The organism is Paenibacillus sp. DRB1-1 (assembly GCF_052119485.1).
Taxonomy (GTDB): Bacteria; Bacillota; Bacilli; order Paenibacillales; family Paenibacillaceae; genus Paenibacillus; species Paenibacillus polymyxa_B.
This window is the reverse complement of sequence record NZ_JBODQH010000001.1, coordinates 831,971-851,173: the sequence shown is the minus strand read 5'-3', so window position 1 is coordinate 851,173 and position 19,203 is coordinate 831,971. Positions and strand designations below refer to the sequence as shown.

The window sequence follows — 19,203 nt, the reverse complement described above, 5'->3', positions numbered from 1 at the left end:
CAGCTATCAAAAAGCAATAATTAAGCAGCCTGAGTCCTGTATTCATAAGGAGTCAGGTTGTTTAGTTTCTCTTGAAAGCGTTCATGGTTGTAGAAATGGATATACTTTTGAACAGCATGCTCCACCTGTTGAGCTGAATGGAAGGCGTGGAGATAGAAACACTCGGTTTTAAAATGACTGAAGAAGTTTTCTATACATGCATTGTCCCAGCAGTTCCCTTTTCGGGACATGCTGGCCTGTATTCCGTATCGCTTGAGCAGGTTGGTATATTGGCGAGAGGTATATTGAAATCCTTGGTCGCTATGCAGTAGAACACCTCGCGCATCCTGTCGCTTCCTTGCCTTTTTCACTGTATCCAACACCAGGCTCAAATCGTTTCTGCGGCTGATCTGGTAGGCAACAATTTCGTTGTTAAAAAGATCCTGAATCGCGGAAAGGTAGAGCCTCTGTCCATTGAATATGAGGTAAGTGATGTCTGTTACCCACTTTTGATTCAACTGGTCGGCCTTAAATTCCCGGTTTAGATGATTGCCAGAAATGACATAGGCTTCTTTCTTGCCGTAGTAAGGTCTCTTCCTACGAATGATCGCCTTGATTCCTAGTTCACCCATAAGTCTCCGTACACGCTTATGATTTATATGTATGCCATAGATTCGATTCAACCAAACCTTCACCCTGCGGTAGCCGTATATTCCTTTCAATTTCTCGTAACAAGCCATGATTTTTAGCTTCATGGTTTCATCTTCCCGCTGTTTTTGTGAAACGAACATCTTTCGCTTTATCCATTTATAAAAGCCGCTTTTGGATACTCCGGCCAGTTCACATAGTAGTACGATGCTATGTCCCTTACTAAGCAATTCTTGGATCACCGCAAACTTTTTACTCTTGGGTACAGCCTCCATTCCTCCTTTCACATCTGCAAGAGCTTTTTTAGCATTTCATTTTCTGCTTCAAGGCGTTTCAGCTTGACCTCCGGATCTTCGGGGCGTGTTCGAGGTCTGCCGATGCCAGGCCCTTTTGCTTTGCCTCGTTTTTCCTCTAGACCTTTCATTCCCTCGGCTTTGAAGTGTCTCACCCATCGGCGAACCAGCGAAGCGTCAATCTCCATTTCTCGTGCCACGTTTTTATATCCGATTCCCTTGTTGAGGTACAGATCCACTGTCTTTTTCTTGAAGCTCACATCGTAAGTTTTTCTTATTACTCCCATAGAAAAATCCCCTCCATAATAGACAGATTAGTCGGCTTGCTCTTTTCTGTCTACTATGAGGGGATCATATCACATTCAGGAGGCTTGCTGTTTTCTATAAGAATGACATGAAGGACAGTGTGAAAAAAGGCACTTTTCAGTCCTGTTTTCTTATTTCTTGGCTATAAGCAATGCTGAGATCAGCTTGGCAGTTGCCTGTTTTCCTAGGTGAAAAGCAGATAGAAGCGGGAATAAGTATGGTTCCTTACCTAAAGATATGTTAGTATTATCATTAGGTTTTACTATGCTAAATAGCACAGACAACATACAAGGCCAGTCATGAACATACATTACGGCAGGGTTCGAACGCAGGTTTGTGAAAGCATTCTCGTTCATAAGTCCTGTCTTTCATTTCGTCGCCCTGTGACAGCGAAGGAGGATACACCATGAGTGTAATCGACCAGATTTTAGATAAAGCCCTACGCGGCGAACGCCTGAATTTAGAGGATACCGTTGCTTTGTTCGAATCAGATGAGGTAGAAAAAATAGGTCATGCGGCGAATAAAGTTATGAATCGCATGCACCCCGATCCCATTAAAACCTTCGTCATTGGACGAAATATTAACTATACGAACGTATGTGACGTATACTGTCGCTTCTGCGCTTTTTACCGTAGACCGGGTTCTGATGAAGGTTATGTTTTGCCAGACGAGGTGATCTTTCAGAAGATCAAGGAAACGCAGGATGTAGGTGGCACCGAAATTCTAATGCAAGGCGGTGTGAATCCGAATCTGCCGTTCAGTTATTATACGGATTTGCTGAAAGCTATCAAGGAGCGTTTTCCCGATATTACGATGCACTCCTTCTCGCCAGCTGAAATTCATAAAATGAAGGAAAAATCCGGTCTATCCATGGAAGACACGATTCGAGCCATTCATGAAGCTGGATTGGATTCGCTTCCGGGTGGAGGCGGAGAAATTTTGGATGACCGCACACGCCGCAAAATTAGCCGTCTCAAAGGCTCTTGGCGTGATTGGATGGATGTGATGCAAACGGCTCACAAGGTTGGGATGAACACGACTGCTACGATGGTTATCGGCTTTGGCGAGTTGATGGAGGAGCGTGCGCTGCATTTGTTGCGTGTTCGTGATGCTCAGGACGAATGCATTGAAAACAAATATAATTCTGAAGGATTTTTGGCCTTTATTCCTTGGACCTTCCAGCCAGACAACACCAATCTGAAGAAGGAACGCCAGACGCCTGAGGAATATTTGAAGACCGTCGCGATCAGTCGTCTTGTATTGGATAACATCAAGCATATTCAGTCTTCATGGGTAACCATGGGACCTGAAATCGGTAAAAAATCGTTGTACTACGGTTGTGATGATTTTGGCAGCACCATGATTGAGGAAAACGTAGTTTCCGCTGCAGGCGCAACGTATAAGGTTAACATTGAATCCATTTTACAGTTGATCCGCGAGACGGGTCACGTTCCGGCACAGCGCAATACCCGTTATGATATTATTCGTACTTTTGACAGTGCCAGTAGTATTGAACATGATTTTATCATGCAAAATTAATATACGTTAATATATTGTTAATTACAAAACGCTTATCCATCACTAATCTATGTACAAGGATTAGTGTGGATAAGCGTTTTTTGATGTGTTACTTTGCTATGCTTTCCATCGTTTCATATACATGATCTCAGCCTGTGGGTCTGCCATTTGGATGACTGCCTTAAAGCGCTGCAAATCCAGCAGATGAACGCTGTAAACGATGACCATTTGTTCTTTTTTATCCTCAGATTCGCTTTTAATCTTGCCCTCTATCTGGGCAGAGCCTCCCACAGGCGTGCTGTGTATACGCAGCCTGCGATATATGGCATTCTCGATGGTTTGCTGTTTCTTGCTGACAACACAAACCATACGCGTCAGACCGGTAAACATCAGCCGGGTCGTTTCATAGGCGGCGAGGCAGGATAAGGCTGAATAGAGAGCTGGCTCCCAGCCTAGCACAAAGCCAGCCGTAATGAGCAGCAGACCATTACATAGCATAACAATCTGTATTAACGGAATCTTGCGATGTGTTAGCAATAATGTGGATGGACGGCCATCCTCGGACTCGTTAAGTCCTAGTGAATCGAGCAGACCACCGTGACGAGCTGCCAGCCCTGCGCCAAGCCCTATACAGATTCCGCCGCCCAAAGCACATACGACCGGATGGCCGCTCACTGCCGGAAAAGGCGAAAGAATAATGGCTGAGCCCGAAAAGGCGAACAAGCCGGGTAGTGCACGAAGCAGCATGGGTTTGTGAGTAGACAGAGAATACAGCAGCATGAGTGGCAAGTTCAAAACGAATAGCAGTAACCCAAAATGCTCCTGTGTATAGAGCGACATGAGTCTGGAGATCCCCGTGACGCCTCCAGCGATCATATCATGCGGATGCAAAAACAATTCCAGACCGACGGATGCCGTAATTCCGCCAATCACCGTATAAAAGACAGGGAACCTGCTCGCGTCTCCTGAAGCGGGCTTCACAAGCCGCCTCATAGAGTTTCGGCATGTTTTACAGCGTGCGGCATAGCCTTCCCTCCTATGGATTGTCGTATCCAGCTTTTACAGTTACGCCGAGTTACTTTCTTCCTTTCGTAGGCGGGGGTCCTTGAACTTAAATATTTTGTTTAACATATTAAAAATAGGTTTTGACTGCTTTGTCAGAAGTGGTCCAAGAATCGCCAGTATGAGTACATAGATGGCTGCAAAGGGTTGAACAATATCAAGCAAACCGCCTTCTTTACCCAAGTTGGCCATGATAATCGAAAATTCACCCCGTGCCACAATGGTCAGGCCGATATTTGCTGACGCTTTGGGAGATAAGGAGGCTGTACGCCCAGCCAGCATTCCTGCCCAAATGTTTCCAAACAACGTGAGGATGACTGCTACCAGTGCAAGCCATATCGCGTTTCCTCCCAGGGACAGTGGATTAATGGATAGTCCAAAGCTGAAGAAAAACAGGGCGCCAAAGAAATCGCGGAAAGGAACAATTAAATGCTCGATCCGTTTGGCGTGTTCCGTTTCGGCTAGTACCAGACCGACCAACAGGGCGCCGATAGCTTCCGCCACATGAATCGTTTCCGAAAAACCAGCCACCAGAAACAGAGAGCCGAAAACAACAAGTCCGAATACCTCATTGGAGCGAATACGGAGAATTCGATTTAACAGAGGGACGGCCTTACGGCCGATGATAATGACTGCAAGCATAAAGCCTAGCGCGATTAGCGCTGATAGCAGCACACCCCCGAGCGAGGATGAATCGCTAAGAACCAATCCGGAGAGGATGGAGATGTATACGGCGAGGAAAACATCCTCGAACATAATAATGCCCAAAATCATTTCAGTTTCAGCATTGGCGGTCCGCTTGAGATCTACCAGCACTTTCGCAGCAATAGCACTGGATGATATTGTTGTAATTCCGGCGATAACCAGTGTCTCTGCTACAGGAAAGCCGCACAGGAAGCCAAGAGCCAGCCCCAGTGTAAAATTGATGCCAATATAAATGGTACCGCCCACGGCAATGGAACGGCCTGATTTAATTAACCGACCTACTGAGAACTCGAGACCCAAGTAGAAGAGAAGAAACAGCACTCCGATTCTTCCCATAAAATCAATAAAAGGGGCACTTTCGATGAAGCGAAAATCAAAATGCCATAGCTCCATCGCATGCGGTCCAACTGCCATTCCGATCAGGATATAAAAAGGGATGACTGAGAAGCGCAGTTTGGAGGAAATAAGTCCGGCTGCAGCGATGAGAGCAATAGCCAATCCAACCTCAAATACCAGATGATCCATCCAATCACCCGCTTCCGTTCATAAGGATTTGTTTAAAGCGTTTTTGTTGATCGCGTTCCCCAACAACCACTACAGTGGCATCATCGTTAATAATCACTTCAGGACCAGGATTTACATATTTCTTTCCTTTTTTCTCCACAATGGCAATAACAGTGGCTCCCGAATTTTGTCTTACATCCAGCTCACCGATGGATTTACCGACACTTGCATAATGAGATTCCACTCTATACCATTCGATAATAAAATCGTCAAACGTCATTTCTACACTTTCAAGCTGTTTGGGCTTATATGTCATACCACCGATGATGGAGGCTACCAATCGCGCTTCCTGATCATTCAGGGTTGTCATAGAAATACTTTGTTCCAGATCCTCGTAATCAAAGTGATACAACTCGCGCCTGCCATCATCATGAATAATAATGACAATTCGGTCGCCACTTTCTGCATCTATTCGATACTTAATCCCGATTCCTGGCAAAATAGACTCTCGAATATCCATTTGTAAAGCCTCCTGTATGATACGTTATTTAAATGAATGGTATGGGAAATAAATCACATACTTTGGGAGTGACATGGAAACTTTCTTTTTGTATTAAATTTTATAAATTAACATAAAAAACCTGATAAATACACTTTACGTATTACACTTATTGGGAAAGGTTAACAAATAGACATGCAAATGTGGTGATGTGCATGCAAAGGGAGGTTAAGCCACATAACTAGAGGTGAATTTGATGGGGAACAAGTACAATTGCTTCTTTAGTTTGCAAATGACAGGAATAAAAGGCAGATGTAGTTTAGGGATGCTCAATAGCAGCACAAGCGCTATCAAAATGACAAAGGGAAGTGATTTGGCCGCAGCAATCACCAGATGAAGTAAAGGGGAGGATTTGCGTATAGCTGGTTTGGAATGGTGCTCCAGCCCGTGAGAGTCTGTTTCTAACGAGGAAATATCAGCATGAGGCATAAGAGAAGATCCCGCCGTAAACTGAAGGGATTGAGTGGTGTCCTCCGCATGAAACGTCACAGGAAGGGACAAAATCTGAACGAGGCTCAATATGACAATCATGAATGTACGCAGCATGTTCAGCATCGTTGACATCTTATCTCCTCCCTCTTGTGAAAAATTCATATCACTATAACCTTAACATACCCCACCCTAAATATTCAAACGTCTTTCGTTTTTTTTCCTAAATCACAGTAATGTTTATAACACGCCAACCGGCTTTTTGAAACCAGATCATCCTCTTTTGAATATGTCTTTCTGTTTCCAGTCGTTCACTTCGTATAACCCTTCAGAGGCCGCCATATACTGAAAGCAGTGATCGAAAGGAGTGAGCCAATGGAACTGTTTACAGTGTGGACCAATACAGACGGAGATCAGGAAACCGACCGGTTTTACGAAGTGGTCAAAAGTAGAACAAAGGGACTACATATGTCACGGCGCGGATTTCGATTCACTTTCAGACAGCTGGATAACAAAGTGGCATGGACCTGCAAGGGCACAGAAAGCAATTCGGCGTTTGAAAGCTTTCTCCCCTGTGTATACAGCATCATGTCTTCGGCAATAGCGGATTATATTATCGAAGTCAAGGAGTGGGGGCTGCTCAATCTCATTCTCACCAAAGCCTGTTCGCTGCTGGAGAAAGAGGATACAGAGCAAATTCGCAGTATGATTCGTTCACTGTTAAACGATGATGGCCCCAGAGGTCGTTTGAAGCGTCATGGTAAGCTGACTACTCTCCTAGAGAAGGATTTCAAGGAGCTTCGTGTGATCAATTTGGAAGGACTGATTCAATTTAGGCTCCATGCGTATAAAAAAGAGCTTGAAGAAATCGTCGACTATGCTATGGAAGAATTCTGGGCAGATCGGCAATACGAAGAATTTATGGGGCTGCTTAAATATTTTGTTTTTTTTCAGGAAAGCAAAGTTCCGCTCGTACACGTACTTCACCAAGGCGGACATAATTTTACGATTCTGGATAGTGCCATGGTGCCCATACCGACTCCTGATGCAGATGACATCATTGTCGAGATGCCAGGCATTGAACTGGAAATGGAGGTCGAGGATCGAATCGTGAGCACCCTTATTTCGATTTCTCCTGCTTCCATTATATTGCACACAGACGATGAGCACACCCCCATAGTGCGGACACTCCTGCATATTTTTGAAGATAAAGTGAAGCTGAGTAGACTTTATCCAGGTCAGGATGTTCAAAAATAATAATCTGTTCGTATAAACTAATGGATTTCTGGAAAGCCTTTGCCTCAAGGGGAGGTTTTTTATGAGATCCATGTTGGTATGGAAACGGATTTTGGGAACCGTGTTAATTGCAACCTGTCTGGTATTGCCCGGCAATGAAGTTTACGGTCACAAAGAACCGATCCAGCATAAAAAATGGCAGTCCACACCTGTTTTAGCTCCACGTGAAGAGCAGGTTATTACGACCATGACGGTCACGGCAACAGGGTATACAGCAGGCTATGAATCGACTGGCAAACGGCCAAGTCATCCCGGTTACGGTATTACGTATTCCGGTGTAAAAGTGCGCCGTGACAAGAACACACTGTCTACGATTGCGGCTGATCCCAAAACGTTTCCTTTGGGAAGCATATTGTACATTCCAGGTTATGGATACGGGATTGTAGCAGATACAGGTTCTGCGATTAAGGGCAATAAAATTGACTTGTATTTTAAAACAACCCGGCAGGTGTATTCTGAATGGGGCAAGAAAGATGTAGATGTTCAAATCATAAAAAAAGGGAACGGAAAATGTACGGAAAAGATGGTCAAATCGCTCCAAAAGGCGATAGAAACGCATAAAACTATTCCGACCGCGACACTGGATGCTTCCATATAATCCTTGAATATTGTTTTTTCCAACATCACATACTATGTTGCGGGATGAGCTTATCCCGCAAAACATACTGGGAGGTTGAGAATTATGCCAAATCAAGGCGGAAGTTCTTTTACGAACAAAGGCTTCAAGGCAAGCGCAGGAAATCAGTTCAAAGCGGAATTTGCACAAGACAATACGGTAGGTGTCGTTTCACAAAAGGTAAAGCAGTCTGAACAAAATAAAATTCAAGACAACTTTCAGACACCAAATGAGAAGTATGATGAAGAATTTGCAACAGAACAAGGCGGTACAGGTGCTGTAGCTCAAAAAGTTCAAAACTCCAGTCGCAACAAAGTTCAAAACAATGCTCAAACACCGAACGAAAAGTTCGACGAAAACTTTAACACGAAATAAAAAAGCATATACAATTGATAATGCTCCGGATTATATCCGGGGCATTTCGTTTTAAGTGAAAGTGATTAGGTACAATAGGTCTAAGGTTTTATCTCCTTTTTAATTGTTTTTAAGGTGGAATTAAGGTTTAAAGTGCAAAATAAAGTCAGTTAAACAACACCACCTTGAAGCACAGGGTTTGGGAGGAGATATACAATGGACGAATTTAAAAATAATAACTCCGGACGCCGGAACGACAACGATCAGGTTGATACCGATAACGCAACTCGGCAAAACGATTCGAACGGTTCCTCATATTATTATTCTTACGGCCCTTTTTCTTCAGTTCAATCGGACGGACAACGTAAGGAAGGGCAGTCGGTGGAAAAGGATGTTGAGATTACGCCACCACAGGCAGTGAGACCTCTTCCTCCCTCATACCATCGCGCTATGCCTGAGCAACAGGATGGTTCGGGTCGGAATGGCGGCAACTGGCAATTCAAACCGAATAAGCCCAAGTCGCAGGTGAAAACAATTTTCTTATCTTTTTTGGCCGGGATGCTGGTCATTACGGTATTAATGTACACAGCTGACCGAACAAATATGTTCACACCCGAGACTGCGTTGACTTCGGCCGCAGCTGAAAGCGGAGAAACGACTAATTCAGGAACAACCGGCTCGACTCCAAGCGCAGTTCCGGCTGTGATGCCTTCAGGTACCGCTGATGTTCAATCTGTTGTGGCCAAGGCTGGGCCGGCAGTCGTCAAAATCGAAACGCTTGCCAAACAAACCAGTGGCAGCAGCGGCAGACAAAGCAGCCCTTATTACAATGACCCACTGTATCAATACTTTTTCGGTAATCAGTATGGTGACAGTGGCAGCAGCGGTAACAGTAATGAAAATGAAGGTAGCAACAGCGGACAGTTGACTCCGCTTGGTATTGGTTCCGGTTTTATTTTTGATAAATCGGGTTACATCCTAACCAACAACCATGTTGTTGAAGGCGCGAGTGTGGTTCAGGTTACAGTAGAGGGGACTAATAAGCCTTACGAAGCCAAAGTCTTGGGCAAAAATGCTGATCTTGATTTGGCGGTACTTAAAATTGAAGGCAAAAACAACTTTCCGACAGTAACTTTGGGTGACTCCGATAACGCTAAAGTCGGCGAGTGGATGGTGGCAATCGGCAACCCTGAAGGCTTTGAGCATTCGGTAACAGCCGGGGTGCTAAGTGCGAAAGAACGTACGATCACCATTAATAGTGAATCGACTGGAAAACCGACGCAATACAAGCATCTCATTCAGACGGATGCGTCCATTAACCCTGGTAACTCTGGCGGACCGCTGTTAAATCTGCAAGGGCAGGTTATCGGTATGAACGTAGCTGTTAGTGCAGACGCACAGGGAATCGGGTTTGCGATTCCGTCCAATACAATTTTGGAAGTTGTCGATAAGCTGAAAAATAACCAGCCTATCCCCAAAGAGCCTGTACCTTTCATTGGTGCAAGTCTGTTAAATTTGAGTCCTGAAGTAGCCAAAGAACTGGGTACATCCCTGACCGAAGGCTCGGTTGTACGGGATATTATATACAAATCACCAGCTTATCAGGCTGATCTGCGTCCTTACGATGTGATTATCGGAGCCAATGGCACGCCTTATAGCACTTCACAAGAGCTGATCCAGTTCATTCAAAAACAAAAAGTGGGTACAGCACTGACGCTTAACATCGAACGAGCTGGGCAGAAAAAAGATGTTCAGCTGAAAATAGGCAACAAAAATGACTTTAGCTCGACGCTTCAGCAATAAGCTGATAACTCTACAAAAATGAACATGTGCACGCAAGAAACGGAAGGAAGATCCCTTCCGTTTCTTGCTGTATGGAGCAGCCAGATGCTACACGCGTCTACTCCTGCTACAATAGAGGGAAAAGAAGAGATAAAGGAGTTCGATCGTGTATGCGTTCTACTATTCTGATTATTGATGACGATGAAAAAATTGTTTCCATGCTGCGCAGAGGGCTGGCATTTGAAGGCTATGAAGTGCTGACAGCCGCCAATGGAGCAGAGGGATTAAATAAAATGCTGACAGCTGAGCCTGATGTGGTCGTGCTGGACGTAATGATGCCGCAGGTCGATGGTTTTGAGGTATGCCGTCGCATGCGGGAGGGTGGAAGCACGATACCTGTTCTGATGCTTACAGCCAAGGATGAGGTTGAGAATCGGGTTAAGGGCTTGGATCTAGGGGCCGATGATTATCTCGTCAAGCCGTTTGCTTTAGAGGAGTTGCTGGCACGAGTGCGAGCGCTTTTGCGGCGTAAAACCGAACAACAGGACAATAACGGAAATCGGCTTACCTTCGAGGATTTACAACTGGATAACGAATCCCGTGAAGTGGTTCGTGGCGGCAAACGCTTGGAACTGACAGCCAAAGAATTTGAACTGCTCCATTTGTTCATGCAAAACCCCAAGCGTGTTCTGTCGCGTGATCTGATTATGGACAAAATTTGGGGCTATGACTATAGCGGAGAATCGAATGTGCTGGAAGTATATATTGCCATGCTACGACAAAAAACGGAGCAGGATGGCGGTAAACGACTCATTCGTACAATTCGGGGAGCTGGTTATATTTTAAGAGGTGATGTGTAATATGTCTATTCGGTGGCGGCTGACAGCTTGGTATTCGAGCATCTTGGCTATTGTACTTGTCATTTTTGGTCTGGCTATTTACGGACTAGTATATTACTACACATATAATGAAGTGAAAAGTCAGCTTATGACTCAGGCGCCACAGATTAACAAGCAATTACGCCTTATTATTAAAGGGGGATTGTTTGAAGTCCCTAACCTGGATTTAGGATTGGAGCAGGGGCGTGGAATAGATGACTCACAGCTATATGTACAAATTTACAATTATACGTCCGGGGTTACCAAAACCACACAAAATATGAAAGACCTCAATATTACCTTCCCTGTTCCATCTACAGCGGCAGGAGCAGTTCAAAATGAGGGGATTCGACGTGTGAACGTAAATGGGGATTCCTTTATGATTATTCAACAGCCGATCAAATCCGAGGAGTTGGGCTTGGTGGTCGGGCTGCTACAGGTAGGACAATTCACGGGCTCTCAGGATCGACTCATGAACAGGTTACAAAATGTGCTTGTATACGGTTCGTTGTTTGCATTACTCGCTGCTGCGACTTCAGGTCTCTTTCTGGCTCGCAAGTCTATGAAGCCGCTGGTCAAGGTCATTGAGGGGGCCAATCAGATTCAATCCAGTAATGATTTGAGTGTACGGATTGAATATGACGGACCACCAGATGAAATTGGACAATTAATCGGGACGGTTAACAACATGCTGGGGCGTACAGAGGTGTTTTACAAGGAGCTGGAAGATGCGTACGGTGCACAGCGCCGTTTTGTGGCCGATGCTTCCCATGAGCTTCGTACGCCGCTAACGACAATCCGTGGCAACGTTGATTTTTTGCTCAAAATGTGGACTACCGAACCAGGAGAGCGGCCGAATATGGATGAAGAGATGATTCGCGAGCTTTCTATGGAGGCATTAAATGACATGGCGGATGAAGGCAAACGGATGAGCCGTTTGGTGAGTGATATGTTGTCACTCGCGAGAGCGGACACAGGGAAAACGTTCGATAAGACTCCCGTTGCGTTGGAACCGCTTGTAAGTGAGGTTGCCCGTCGTGCTCAGTTTTTAGAGCGAACGGCCGAATGGAATGTGGGCGATTTTTCGTTGCTGAATGGTATTTATATGGATGGCAGCAAGGATTATTTGCAGCAAATGCTATTCATCTTCATTGATAATGCATTCAAATATACACCTGAAGGCACAGTTCGATTTGATGCCATTATTTATCAAGGACAGGTGGGGCTACGGATCAGTGATACGGGCATTGGAATGGATAAGAGTGAGGTTCCCTTTATTTTTGACCGCTTTTACCGGGCAGATGAGTCACGCGGGGTGACGGAGGGAATTGGGTTGGGGCTATCTATTGCCAAGTGGATTATTGATGAACATCACGGGTCTGTGGAAGTGGTTACGCGCCAAGGAGAAGGAACGACATTTGTCATCTGGCTTCCGGTCAGCTTTTCCGCGCCTTTGGAATAGGCTATAATAGGAAGGCAACTACATCATAGAATTGGCCGGTAAAGGCTTGGATGCCCACAGCTACCGAGTTATCGGAGCTGTATACTGTGTCGAAGAAAGCGGGGGCTCATTTTGGAAGTACTCAGAATTTCGCCCCGGGGTTACTGCTACGGCGTAGTCGATGCCATGGTATTGGCACGTCAGGCAGCCAGAAATCTGGACTTACCCCGGCCTATTTATATATTAGGCATGATTGTGCATAACAGTCATGTCACCAATTCCTTTGAAGACGAAGGGATTATTACACTGGACGGGCCGAACCGTATGGAGATTTTAAGCCAGGTAGAGAGCGGCACTGTTATCTTCACTGCTCATGGCGTATCACCAGAGGTTCGCAAGCTGGCACGAGACAAGGGGCTGACTACGGTAGACGCGACTTGCCCTGACGTCACAAAAACGCATGATCTGATTCGGGAGAAGTCTGCCGAAGGCTATCAGATTGTTTATATTGGCAAAAAGAATCATCCAGAGCCGGAGGGAGCTATCGGTATTGCTCCTGACCATGTTCATCTGATTGAAAAGGAAGAAGAGATCGACAGTCTTACGTTACCAGCTGGCAAAATCCTTATCACGAATCAGACGACCATGAGTCAATGGGACATTAAGCACATTATGAAGAAGCTGCTGGAGAAGTTCCCAGGTGCTGAGATACACAATGAAATCTGTTTGGCGACGCAGGTACGTCAGGAAGCGGTAGCTGAGCAGGCTGGACAGGCGGATCTGGTGATCGTTGTCGGTGATCCGCGCAGTAACAATTCAAACCGATTGGCTCAGGTTTCGGAGGAAATTGCTGGTACAACAGCTTATCGTATCTCTGATGTGACCGAGCTGAAGAGGGAGTGGCTTGAGGGCGTAGCCAAAGTGGCTGTGACTTCTGGGGCTTCCACGCCGACACTGATTACCAAAGAGGTTATTACGTATTTGGAGCAGTATGATGCGGCTAACCCGGATACGTGGGAGATTCAGCGAACCATAGATATGAAAAAACTGCTGCCTCCTGTACGGGAGAAGTCAAAAACGACGAAATAGTATGTGATTGATTACAGCCGTTATTCGGATACAACCATCCGGATAGCGGCTTTTTAAATTGTTTTAATTTATAGATATTATTCGGTTAGCTTCACTAAGTTAGAATATTGAATAATTCGGGATAATTAAGCCTTGACGAGTATAGCTAAAACAGGTATAGTTGCTTTAACGAATAAAAGCTTAAAAGCGAACAAGCGTCTAAGTGTCATAATATCAGTCTATAATGGGTTAATAAAATATGTATCATAGAGAGGAAGAAAAAAATGATCGTTATCGCTGGTGTTCAAACACCTGAAGAGCATATTCAAGCTATTGTTGAAGTTATTGAGAAAGAAGGATTGCAGGCTCATGTATCAAGGGGATCGGATCGCACGATCATCGGACTGATCGGTAGCGTAGAGCCCAAACTGGCTGAACATCTGCGTCAAATGAAAGGCGTAGAAAATGTGGTTAAAATATCGAAGTCCTACAAATTGGCCAGCCGTGATTTTCATCCGGAAAATACGGTTATCTCCATTAAAGGTGTAAATATCGGCGGGGGCGAGCTTGTCATTATGGGTGGACCATGTGCCGTTGAATCTGCTGCACAGATAGATGAAATTGCCGGATTGGTCAAAGCAGCAGGCGCGCAAGTTCTCCGTGGAGGTGCTTTTAAGCCGCGTACAGGGCCTTACAGCTTCCAGGGAACTGGTGTAGAAGGTTTGATCATGATGGCTGAGGCAGGTCAAAAGCACGACCTCCTGACCATCACAGAGGTCATGACACCTGAATACGTAGACATTTGTGCGGAATATGCCGATATCCTGCAAGTAGGTACACGTAATATGCAAAACTTCGATCTGCTGCGCAAGTTGGGTACTTGCGGCAAGCCAGTGTTGCTCAAACGCGGCTTTAGCTCGACTTATGACGAGTTCTTGAATGCTGCCGAGTACATCTTGGCAGGTGGCAATCCGAATGTTATGCTGTGTGAGCGCGGTATCCGCACATTTGAAACCTACACCAGAAATACACTCGATTTGTCTGCGATCCCTGTGTTGCAACAGTTGAGCCATTTGCCGGTTATTTCCGATCCTAGCCATGGCACGGGTAGACGTGAATTGGTTGTTCCTATGACGAAGGCTTCGGTCGCTGCTGGAGCGGACGGACTAATTATTGAAATGCATACAGATCCCGACAACTCGATGACGGGTGACGGCGTACAATCCCTGTTCCCAGATCAATTTTCAGATTTGCTGAAAGATTTGGAAATATTGGCTCCTGCTGTGGGGAAAACATTTCACACGCCTAGTACCATTGCTTAAAACCAATGTTTAACATTAATGCATAAAAGTTTTGCTGCAACGCAGTAATGAGATTTAAATTACCTAAAAGCCCGATGTTTCGGGCTTTTTGTGCTATTCAAATGTTATCAAGGGCGTAAGCATATCTAACATTAGTTTAAAAAATACCTTACATAGCTATTGACCCGTGTCATGTTTGAGATTTATAATGACGACAGAAAAAAACATTCGATCATGAACATTTCAGGGTTGTATAAGACTTAATGTTCGGAAAAATTGGGAGGAAGAAGACATGTCCGTTGAAAACGTATTGAAAACAATTCAGGAAAATAATATTGAGTGGGTAGATTTTCGTTTTGTAGATTTGTCTGGTCGTGCTCACCATATTTCATTGCCAGCTTCCGAAGTAGATGCAGAAACATTTGTTAACGGTGTTGCTTTCGACGGTTCTTCCATTCCCGGCTATCGTGGCATCGAGGAATCCGACATGGTTATGCTGCCCGATCCAGAAGCGGTTTTTATCGACCCTTTCACTCAGCATCCTACACTGAATATTCTGTGTGACATTGCTACGCCAGATGGCGAAAAATACGACCGCGATCCTCGCGGCATTGCAAAAAAAGCTGAGGAATTTCTGCAATCCGCAGGAGTGGGCACAGCAGCATTTTTTGCACCTGAGTCCGAGTTTTTCATCTTTGATGATGTTCGCTACGAAAGCGGCATGAATAGCTCCTCCTTCTTCGTAGATTCCGAGGAAGCAGCTTGGAACACGAACCGTAAGGAAGAAGGCGGCAACCTGGGCTTTAAAGTGGGAGTGAAGGGCGGATATGTACCTGTAGCGCCAGTAGACACCCAACAAGATATCCGTAGTGAAATGTGCCGTTTGCTTGAAGAAGCAGGTCTGAGAATTGAGCGCCATCACCATGAGGTAGCTACGGCAGGCCAAGCGGAAATCAACTTCCGTTTTGACACACTCAAGAAAACAGCAGATAACCTGCTCGTTTATAAATACATTGTACACAACACAGCTCGTCAATATGGTAAAGTAGCAACATTCATGCCGAAACCAATTTTCGGAGACAACGGAAGTGGTATGCACGTTCACCAATCCATTTTCGATGGCGACACTCCTTTGTTCTACGAAAAAGGTGCTTATGCTAATCTGAGCGAAATGGCCCTTCATTATATTGGCGGTATTCTGTACCATGCACCTGCATTGATCGCTTTGACAAATCCAAGCACAAACTCGTTCAAACGTCTCGTTCCTGGCTACGAAGCACCAGTTAACCTGGTATTCTCCAAAGGTAACCGTTCTGCGGCTGTACGTATTCCAGTAGCGGCTGTTACTCCAAAAGGCTGTCGGATCGAGTTCCGTACACCAGACTCCACTGCTAACCCTTACCTTGCCTTCTCAGCGATGCTGATGGCGGGTCTGGATGGTATCAAGCGCAAATTGAACCCAATCGAATTGGGTTATGGTCCACTTGACACCAACATCTACGAGCTGTCTGACGCTGAAAAAGGTAAAATCCGTAGCGTACCTGGTTCATTGGATGAGGCTCTGGACGCTCTGGAAGCTGACTACGAATTCTTGACAGAAGGCGGCGTATTTACGAAGGACTTTATTGATAACTATGTAGAGTTCAAACGCTCTGAAGCTAAATCGGTGAACATCCGTGTTCATCCGCACGAATATAGCCTGTATTTTGACTGCTAATAAATCGATAGCATAGCTGCTTTGAATAACAAGCATTAGCTTACGGGTAACAGTTGTTATTCAAGATAGGTCTCCGGTTTTATGCCGGGGGCCTTTTAATATTAAAGCGAAAATTACAAAATAAAGATGTTAAATATGTTAACATTCACAGTTTTGTCACATCATAAATGAAATTGAAAACATTTTTATACAAGTCTTGAACGCATTTATGAATACTGCTATCATAGCGATAATATCCACACCAGAGTAGAGAAGGGATGGGAATTTGTTGAGTAAGAGAGCCTACAATTTTAATGCAGGACCAGCGGCATTGCCGCTCAAAGTACTGGAACGTGTACAAGCTGAATTCGTAGATTTCCAGGGAACAGGGATGTCGATCATGGAAATGTCTCACCGTGGAGCTGTGTATGAATCTGTTCATAATGAGGCGCAGGAACGTCTGTTATCTCTGCTGGGCAATCCACAAGGCTACAAGGTGTTATTCCTACAAGGGGGCGCAAGTACGCAGTTTGCAATGCTACCTTTAAATTTCTTGCACGAAGGACAGACTGCGAGCTATGTAATGACAGGTAGCTGGTCGGACAAGGCATATAAAGAAGCCAAGCTACTGGGCAAGGCTCATATTGCCGCATCCTCCGCTGATGAGAAGTACATGCGTCTTCCGAATGTGGATTCCTTGGACTTGCCTGAGAATACTGCTTATGTGCATATGACGTCCAACGAAACGATTGAAGGTACACAATTTAAGCAATTCCCGGATACGGGTTCCGTACCATTGATTGTGGACATGTCCAGCGATATTTTTTGCAAGCCTTTTGATGTTACTCAATTTGGATTGATTTATGCTGGCGCACAAAAAAATCTGGGACCTTCTGGTGTGACGGTCGTGATTGCCCGTGAAGAGTTGCTGACTTCCTCACCGGACAATATTCCTACGATGTTGCGTTATAGCACATATGAAAAAAATAACTCTCTCTACAATACTCCCCCATCCTTTGCCATATACATGGTGAATGAAGTGCTGAAATGGATTCAGGAAGAAGGCGGTTTGGAAGGCATTGAGCGTGTGAACCAGCAGAAAGCTGCTTTGCTATACGACCGTATTGACAGTAGCGAAGGCTTCTATCGTGGTTGTGTGGACAGCGCTGATCGCTCTATCATGAATGTAACCTTCCGCCTCGCGAATGAGGATCTGGAAAAACAATTTATTAAGGAATCCGAACAGGCCGGATTTATCGGACTGAAGGGACATCGCAGTGTAGGAGGGCTTCGCGCCTCGATCTACAATGCTGTTCCACTGGAGAACTGTCAAGCATTAGCCGAGTTTATGGACGGATTCAAGCAACGTAACAGTTAATTACGCGGACATATATTTCGATACACGATATTTAAAATCGAAAAAGTAAATGTAGAGCCTTCCCTGAATGTGTATAGGGGAAGGCTTTTAGTGGTGTGGGTTGAAATTTTTGTCGTTTGATGTTCATATCTGTCTGATTTTGTTAAAATAAAAGAATGTGTATGTTTTTAATGTATACACTTTGGTTAAACTGTAGGTTATTTGTCTGATGAATTTAATGATGAAGGGAACGAAACGTGATGCCATTACATATTGTGCTTGTCGAGCCGGAAATCCCGGCTAACACAGGAAATATTGCCAGAACGTGTGCTGCAACCGGAACTCATCTGCATCTGGTAAAGCCGCTGGGCTTCCGTACCGACGATGCCACGTTAAAACGGGCTGGACTTGATTATTGGTATGCTGTCCACATTGAATATCACGATTCTTTTGCTGAAGTGCAGGAGAAATATCAGGAAGGCCGCTTTTTTTATGCGACGACCAAAGCGAATCAGCGATATAGTGATATTGCATTTCAGGATGGAGACTTCTTGGTATTTGGTAAAGAAACGAAAGGTTTGCCTCCAGAGCTGCTAGCTGCTAATCCAGATACATGTATCAAGATGCCTATGTCTGATAAAGTAAGATCTCTAAACTTGTCGAATTCCGCTGCGATTATTGTATATGAAGCGCTGAGACAAATGGATTTTCCGGATTTATCATAAAGAGCATCGAGTGAACAAGTATAAATGCGAATAAAGAACCAGGACCTTAGTTGCTAATAAAAGTTTCACTTTTATTGCTCAAAGATACATGACAGTGGAGCTTAAATAAAGGTTGTATGGTCGAAAATTTGCGAAATTTCTCAGCGAGGGCTAATGAGAATTGGCTTTCCGGTCGATAAAAATATTATAGACATTCTGTACCATACTTTGATATGGTTCATGATTTTATGAAAAAATGTAATAAAATTTCCTGTGAACAGCAGGATTCGACAAAAAGACAGCGAATACTACATAAAGAATAGTGTCTTTGTACCTAGTTTTTCGCATGGTAAGAAATTTGTAAGTTATTACTCAATAGGAGAGGTGTACGATCACGATGAAACCTGCCGGTGTGGTACGTAAAGTTGATCAGCTGGGGAGAATAGTTTTGCCTAAGTCACTGCGTAAAAGATACCAAATGAATGAGGGAGATCCTGTCGAAATTTTGGTTCAGGGTGACCACATTATTTTGGAGCGTTACCGTCCAAAATGTGTATTCTGCGGGTCAGTAGAACAAGTGAACGATTTCAAAGACCGTTATATTTGTGCTCAATGCCTGACAGAAATGACACAGTATTCCTCCTAAATGAGGCAAAAGCATCACGACATTCGTTCGTGATGCTTTTTTTCGGATAGAGCCGTACGT

The 19,203-nt window shown here is 44.7% G+C and carries 19 protein-coding genes; 13 read left to right on the top strand and 6 right to left on the bottom strand.

Annotated features, from left to right (window positions below; all coding sequences use genetic code 11):
- Nucleotides 1-20: 20 nt before the first annotated feature.
- Together ACQW03_RS03880 and ACQW03_RS03875 are read right to left on the bottom strand one after the other, a co-directional pair.
- A complete protein-coding gene (locus ACQW03_RS03880; protein WP_322176492.1) occupies nt 21-902 on the bottom strand; it encodes an IS3 family transposase in 882 nt (293 codons plus the stop codon).
- An 8-nt stretch (nt 903-910) separates the two neighbouring features.
- The gene (locus ACQW03_RS03875) at nt 911-1,207 is read right to left on the bottom strand and encodes a transposase (RefSeq protein WP_220025382.1); all 297 of its coding nucleotides are present in this window, start codon (nt 1,205-1,207) and stop codon (nt 911-913) included.
- Between the two features lie 425 nt (nt 1,208-1,632).
- Between ACQW03_RS03875 and mqnC the strand changes: the two genes are divergently transcribed.
- Nucleotides 1,633-2,766: a cyclic dehypoxanthinyl futalosine synthase gene (mqnC, locus tag ACQW03_RS03870; RefSeq protein WP_441948334.1), complete on the top strand. Its 1,134-nt coding sequence runs from the start codon at nt 1,633-1,635 to the stop codon at nt 2,764-2,766.
- Nucleotides 2,767-2,862: 96 nt separating this feature from the next.
- On the opposite strand, the gene ACQW03_RS03865 is transcribed toward mqnC, so the two are convergent.
- From ACQW03_RS03865 to ACQW03_RS03850, 4 genes are all read right to left on the bottom strand, one after another.
- Nucleotides 2,863-3,726 carry a YitT family protein gene (locus ACQW03_RS03865; RefSeq protein WP_071640064.1) on the bottom strand — a complete coding sequence of 288 codons (864 nt, stop codon included), beginning with the start codon at nt 3,724-3,726 and terminating at the stop codon, nt 2,863-2,865.
- Between the two features lie 84 nt (nt 3,727-3,810).
- Nucleotides 3,811-5,037 carry a cation:proton antiporter gene (locus ACQW03_RS03860; protein ID WP_220030987.1) on the bottom strand — a complete coding sequence of 409 codons (1,227 nt, stop codon included), beginning with the start codon at nt 5,035-5,037 and terminating at the stop codon, nt 3,811-3,813.
- A gap of 4 nt (nt 5,038-5,041) precedes the next feature.
- Nucleotides 5,042-5,536, bottom strand: a complete 495-nt coding sequence (locus ACQW03_RS03855) for a cation:proton antiporter regulatory subunit (RefSeq protein WP_025723302.1) — start codon at nt 5,534-5,536, stop codon at nt 5,042-5,044.
- Between the two features lie 207 nt (nt 5,537-5,743).
- A complete protein-coding gene (locus ACQW03_RS03850) occupies nt 5,744-6,139 on the bottom strand; it encodes a hypothetical protein (protein WP_441948331.1) in 396 nt (131 codons plus the stop codon).
- Nucleotides 6,140-6,379: 240 nt separating this feature from the next.
- Between ACQW03_RS03850 and ACQW03_RS03845 the strand changes: the two genes are divergently transcribed.
- From ACQW03_RS03845 to ACQW03_RS03790, 12 genes are all read left to right on the top strand, one after another.
- Nucleotides 6,380-7,261, top strand: coding sequence for a putative sporulation protein YtxC (locus ACQW03_RS03845; protein WP_025723300.1), 882 nt, complete (start codon nt 6,380-6,382; stop codon nt 7,259-7,261).
- Between the two features lie 61 nt (nt 7,262-7,322).
- A complete protein-coding gene (locus ACQW03_RS03840) occupies nt 7,323-7,898 on the top strand; it encodes a 3D domain-containing protein (RefSeq protein WP_025723299.1) in 576 nt (191 codons plus the stop codon).
- 84 nt (nt 7,899-7,982) lie between these two features.
- On the top strand, nt 7,983-8,291 hold the full coding sequence (locus ACQW03_RS03835) for a hypothetical protein (protein WP_023987799.1): 309 nt from the start codon (nt 7,983-7,985) through the stop codon (nt 8,289-8,291).
- Between the two features lie 195 nt (nt 8,292-8,486).
- Entirely contained in the window at nt 8,487-10,073 is a 1,587-nt protein-coding gene (locus ACQW03_RS03830) for a S1C family serine protease (RefSeq protein ID WP_076293744.1), read from the top strand.
- A 149-nt stretch (nt 10,074-10,222) separates the two neighbouring features.
- Complete coding sequence (locus ACQW03_RS03825) at nt 10,223-10,912, top strand: response regulator transcription factor (protein ID WP_441948327.1); 690 nt, start codon at nt 10,223-10,225, stop codon at nt 10,910-10,912.
- 1 nt (nt 10,913) lies between these two features.
- Nucleotides 10,914-12,392 carry a sensor histidine kinase gene (locus ACQW03_RS03820; protein ID WP_068940117.1) on the top strand — a complete coding sequence of 493 codons (1,479 nt, stop codon included), beginning with the start codon at nt 10,914-10,916 and terminating at the stop codon, nt 12,390-12,392.
- 111 nt (nt 12,393-12,503) lie between these two features.
- Nucleotides 12,504-13,460: a 4-hydroxy-3-methylbut-2-enyl diphosphate reductase gene (locus ACQW03_RS03815; protein ID WP_013309434.1), complete on the top strand. Its 957-nt coding sequence runs from the start codon at nt 12,504-12,506 to the stop codon at nt 13,458-13,460.
- 263 nt (nt 13,461-13,723) lie between these two features.
- A complete protein-coding gene (gene aroF, locus ACQW03_RS03810; RefSeq protein WP_023987802.1) occupies nt 13,724-14,761 on the top strand; it encodes a 3-deoxy-7-phosphoheptulonate synthase in 1,038 nt (345 codons plus the stop codon).
- A gap of 271 nt (nt 14,762-15,032) precedes the next feature.
- Nucleotides 15,033-16,457: a type I glutamate--ammonia ligase gene (gene glnA, locus ACQW03_RS03805; RefSeq protein ID WP_071640069.1), complete on the top strand. Its 1,425-nt coding sequence runs from the start codon at nt 15,033-15,035 to the stop codon at nt 16,455-16,457.
- 265 nt (nt 16,458-16,722) lie between these two features.
- On the top strand, nt 16,723-17,814 hold the full coding sequence (gene serC / locus ACQW03_RS03800; RefSeq protein ID WP_441948323.1) for a 3-phosphoserine/phosphohydroxythreonine transaminase: 1,092 nt from the start codon (nt 16,723-16,725) through the stop codon (nt 17,812-17,814).
- A gap of 239 nt (nt 17,815-18,053) precedes the next feature.
- Nucleotides 18,054-18,518 (top strand): tRNA (uridine(34)/cytosine(34)/5-carboxymethylaminomethyluridine(34)-2'-O)-methyltransferase TrmL, encoded by a 465-nt coding sequence (trmL, locus tag ACQW03_RS03795; protein ID WP_071640070.1) that lies wholly within the window; start codon nt 18,054-18,056, stop codon nt 18,516-18,518.
- Between the two features lie 376 nt (nt 18,519-18,894).
- On the top strand, nt 18,895-19,143 hold the full coding sequence (locus ACQW03_RS03790) for an AbrB/MazE/SpoVT family DNA-binding domain-containing protein (protein ID WP_013309439.1): 249 nt from the start codon (nt 18,895-18,897) through the stop codon (nt 19,141-19,143).
- Nucleotides 19,144-19,203: the final 60 nt, after the last annotated feature.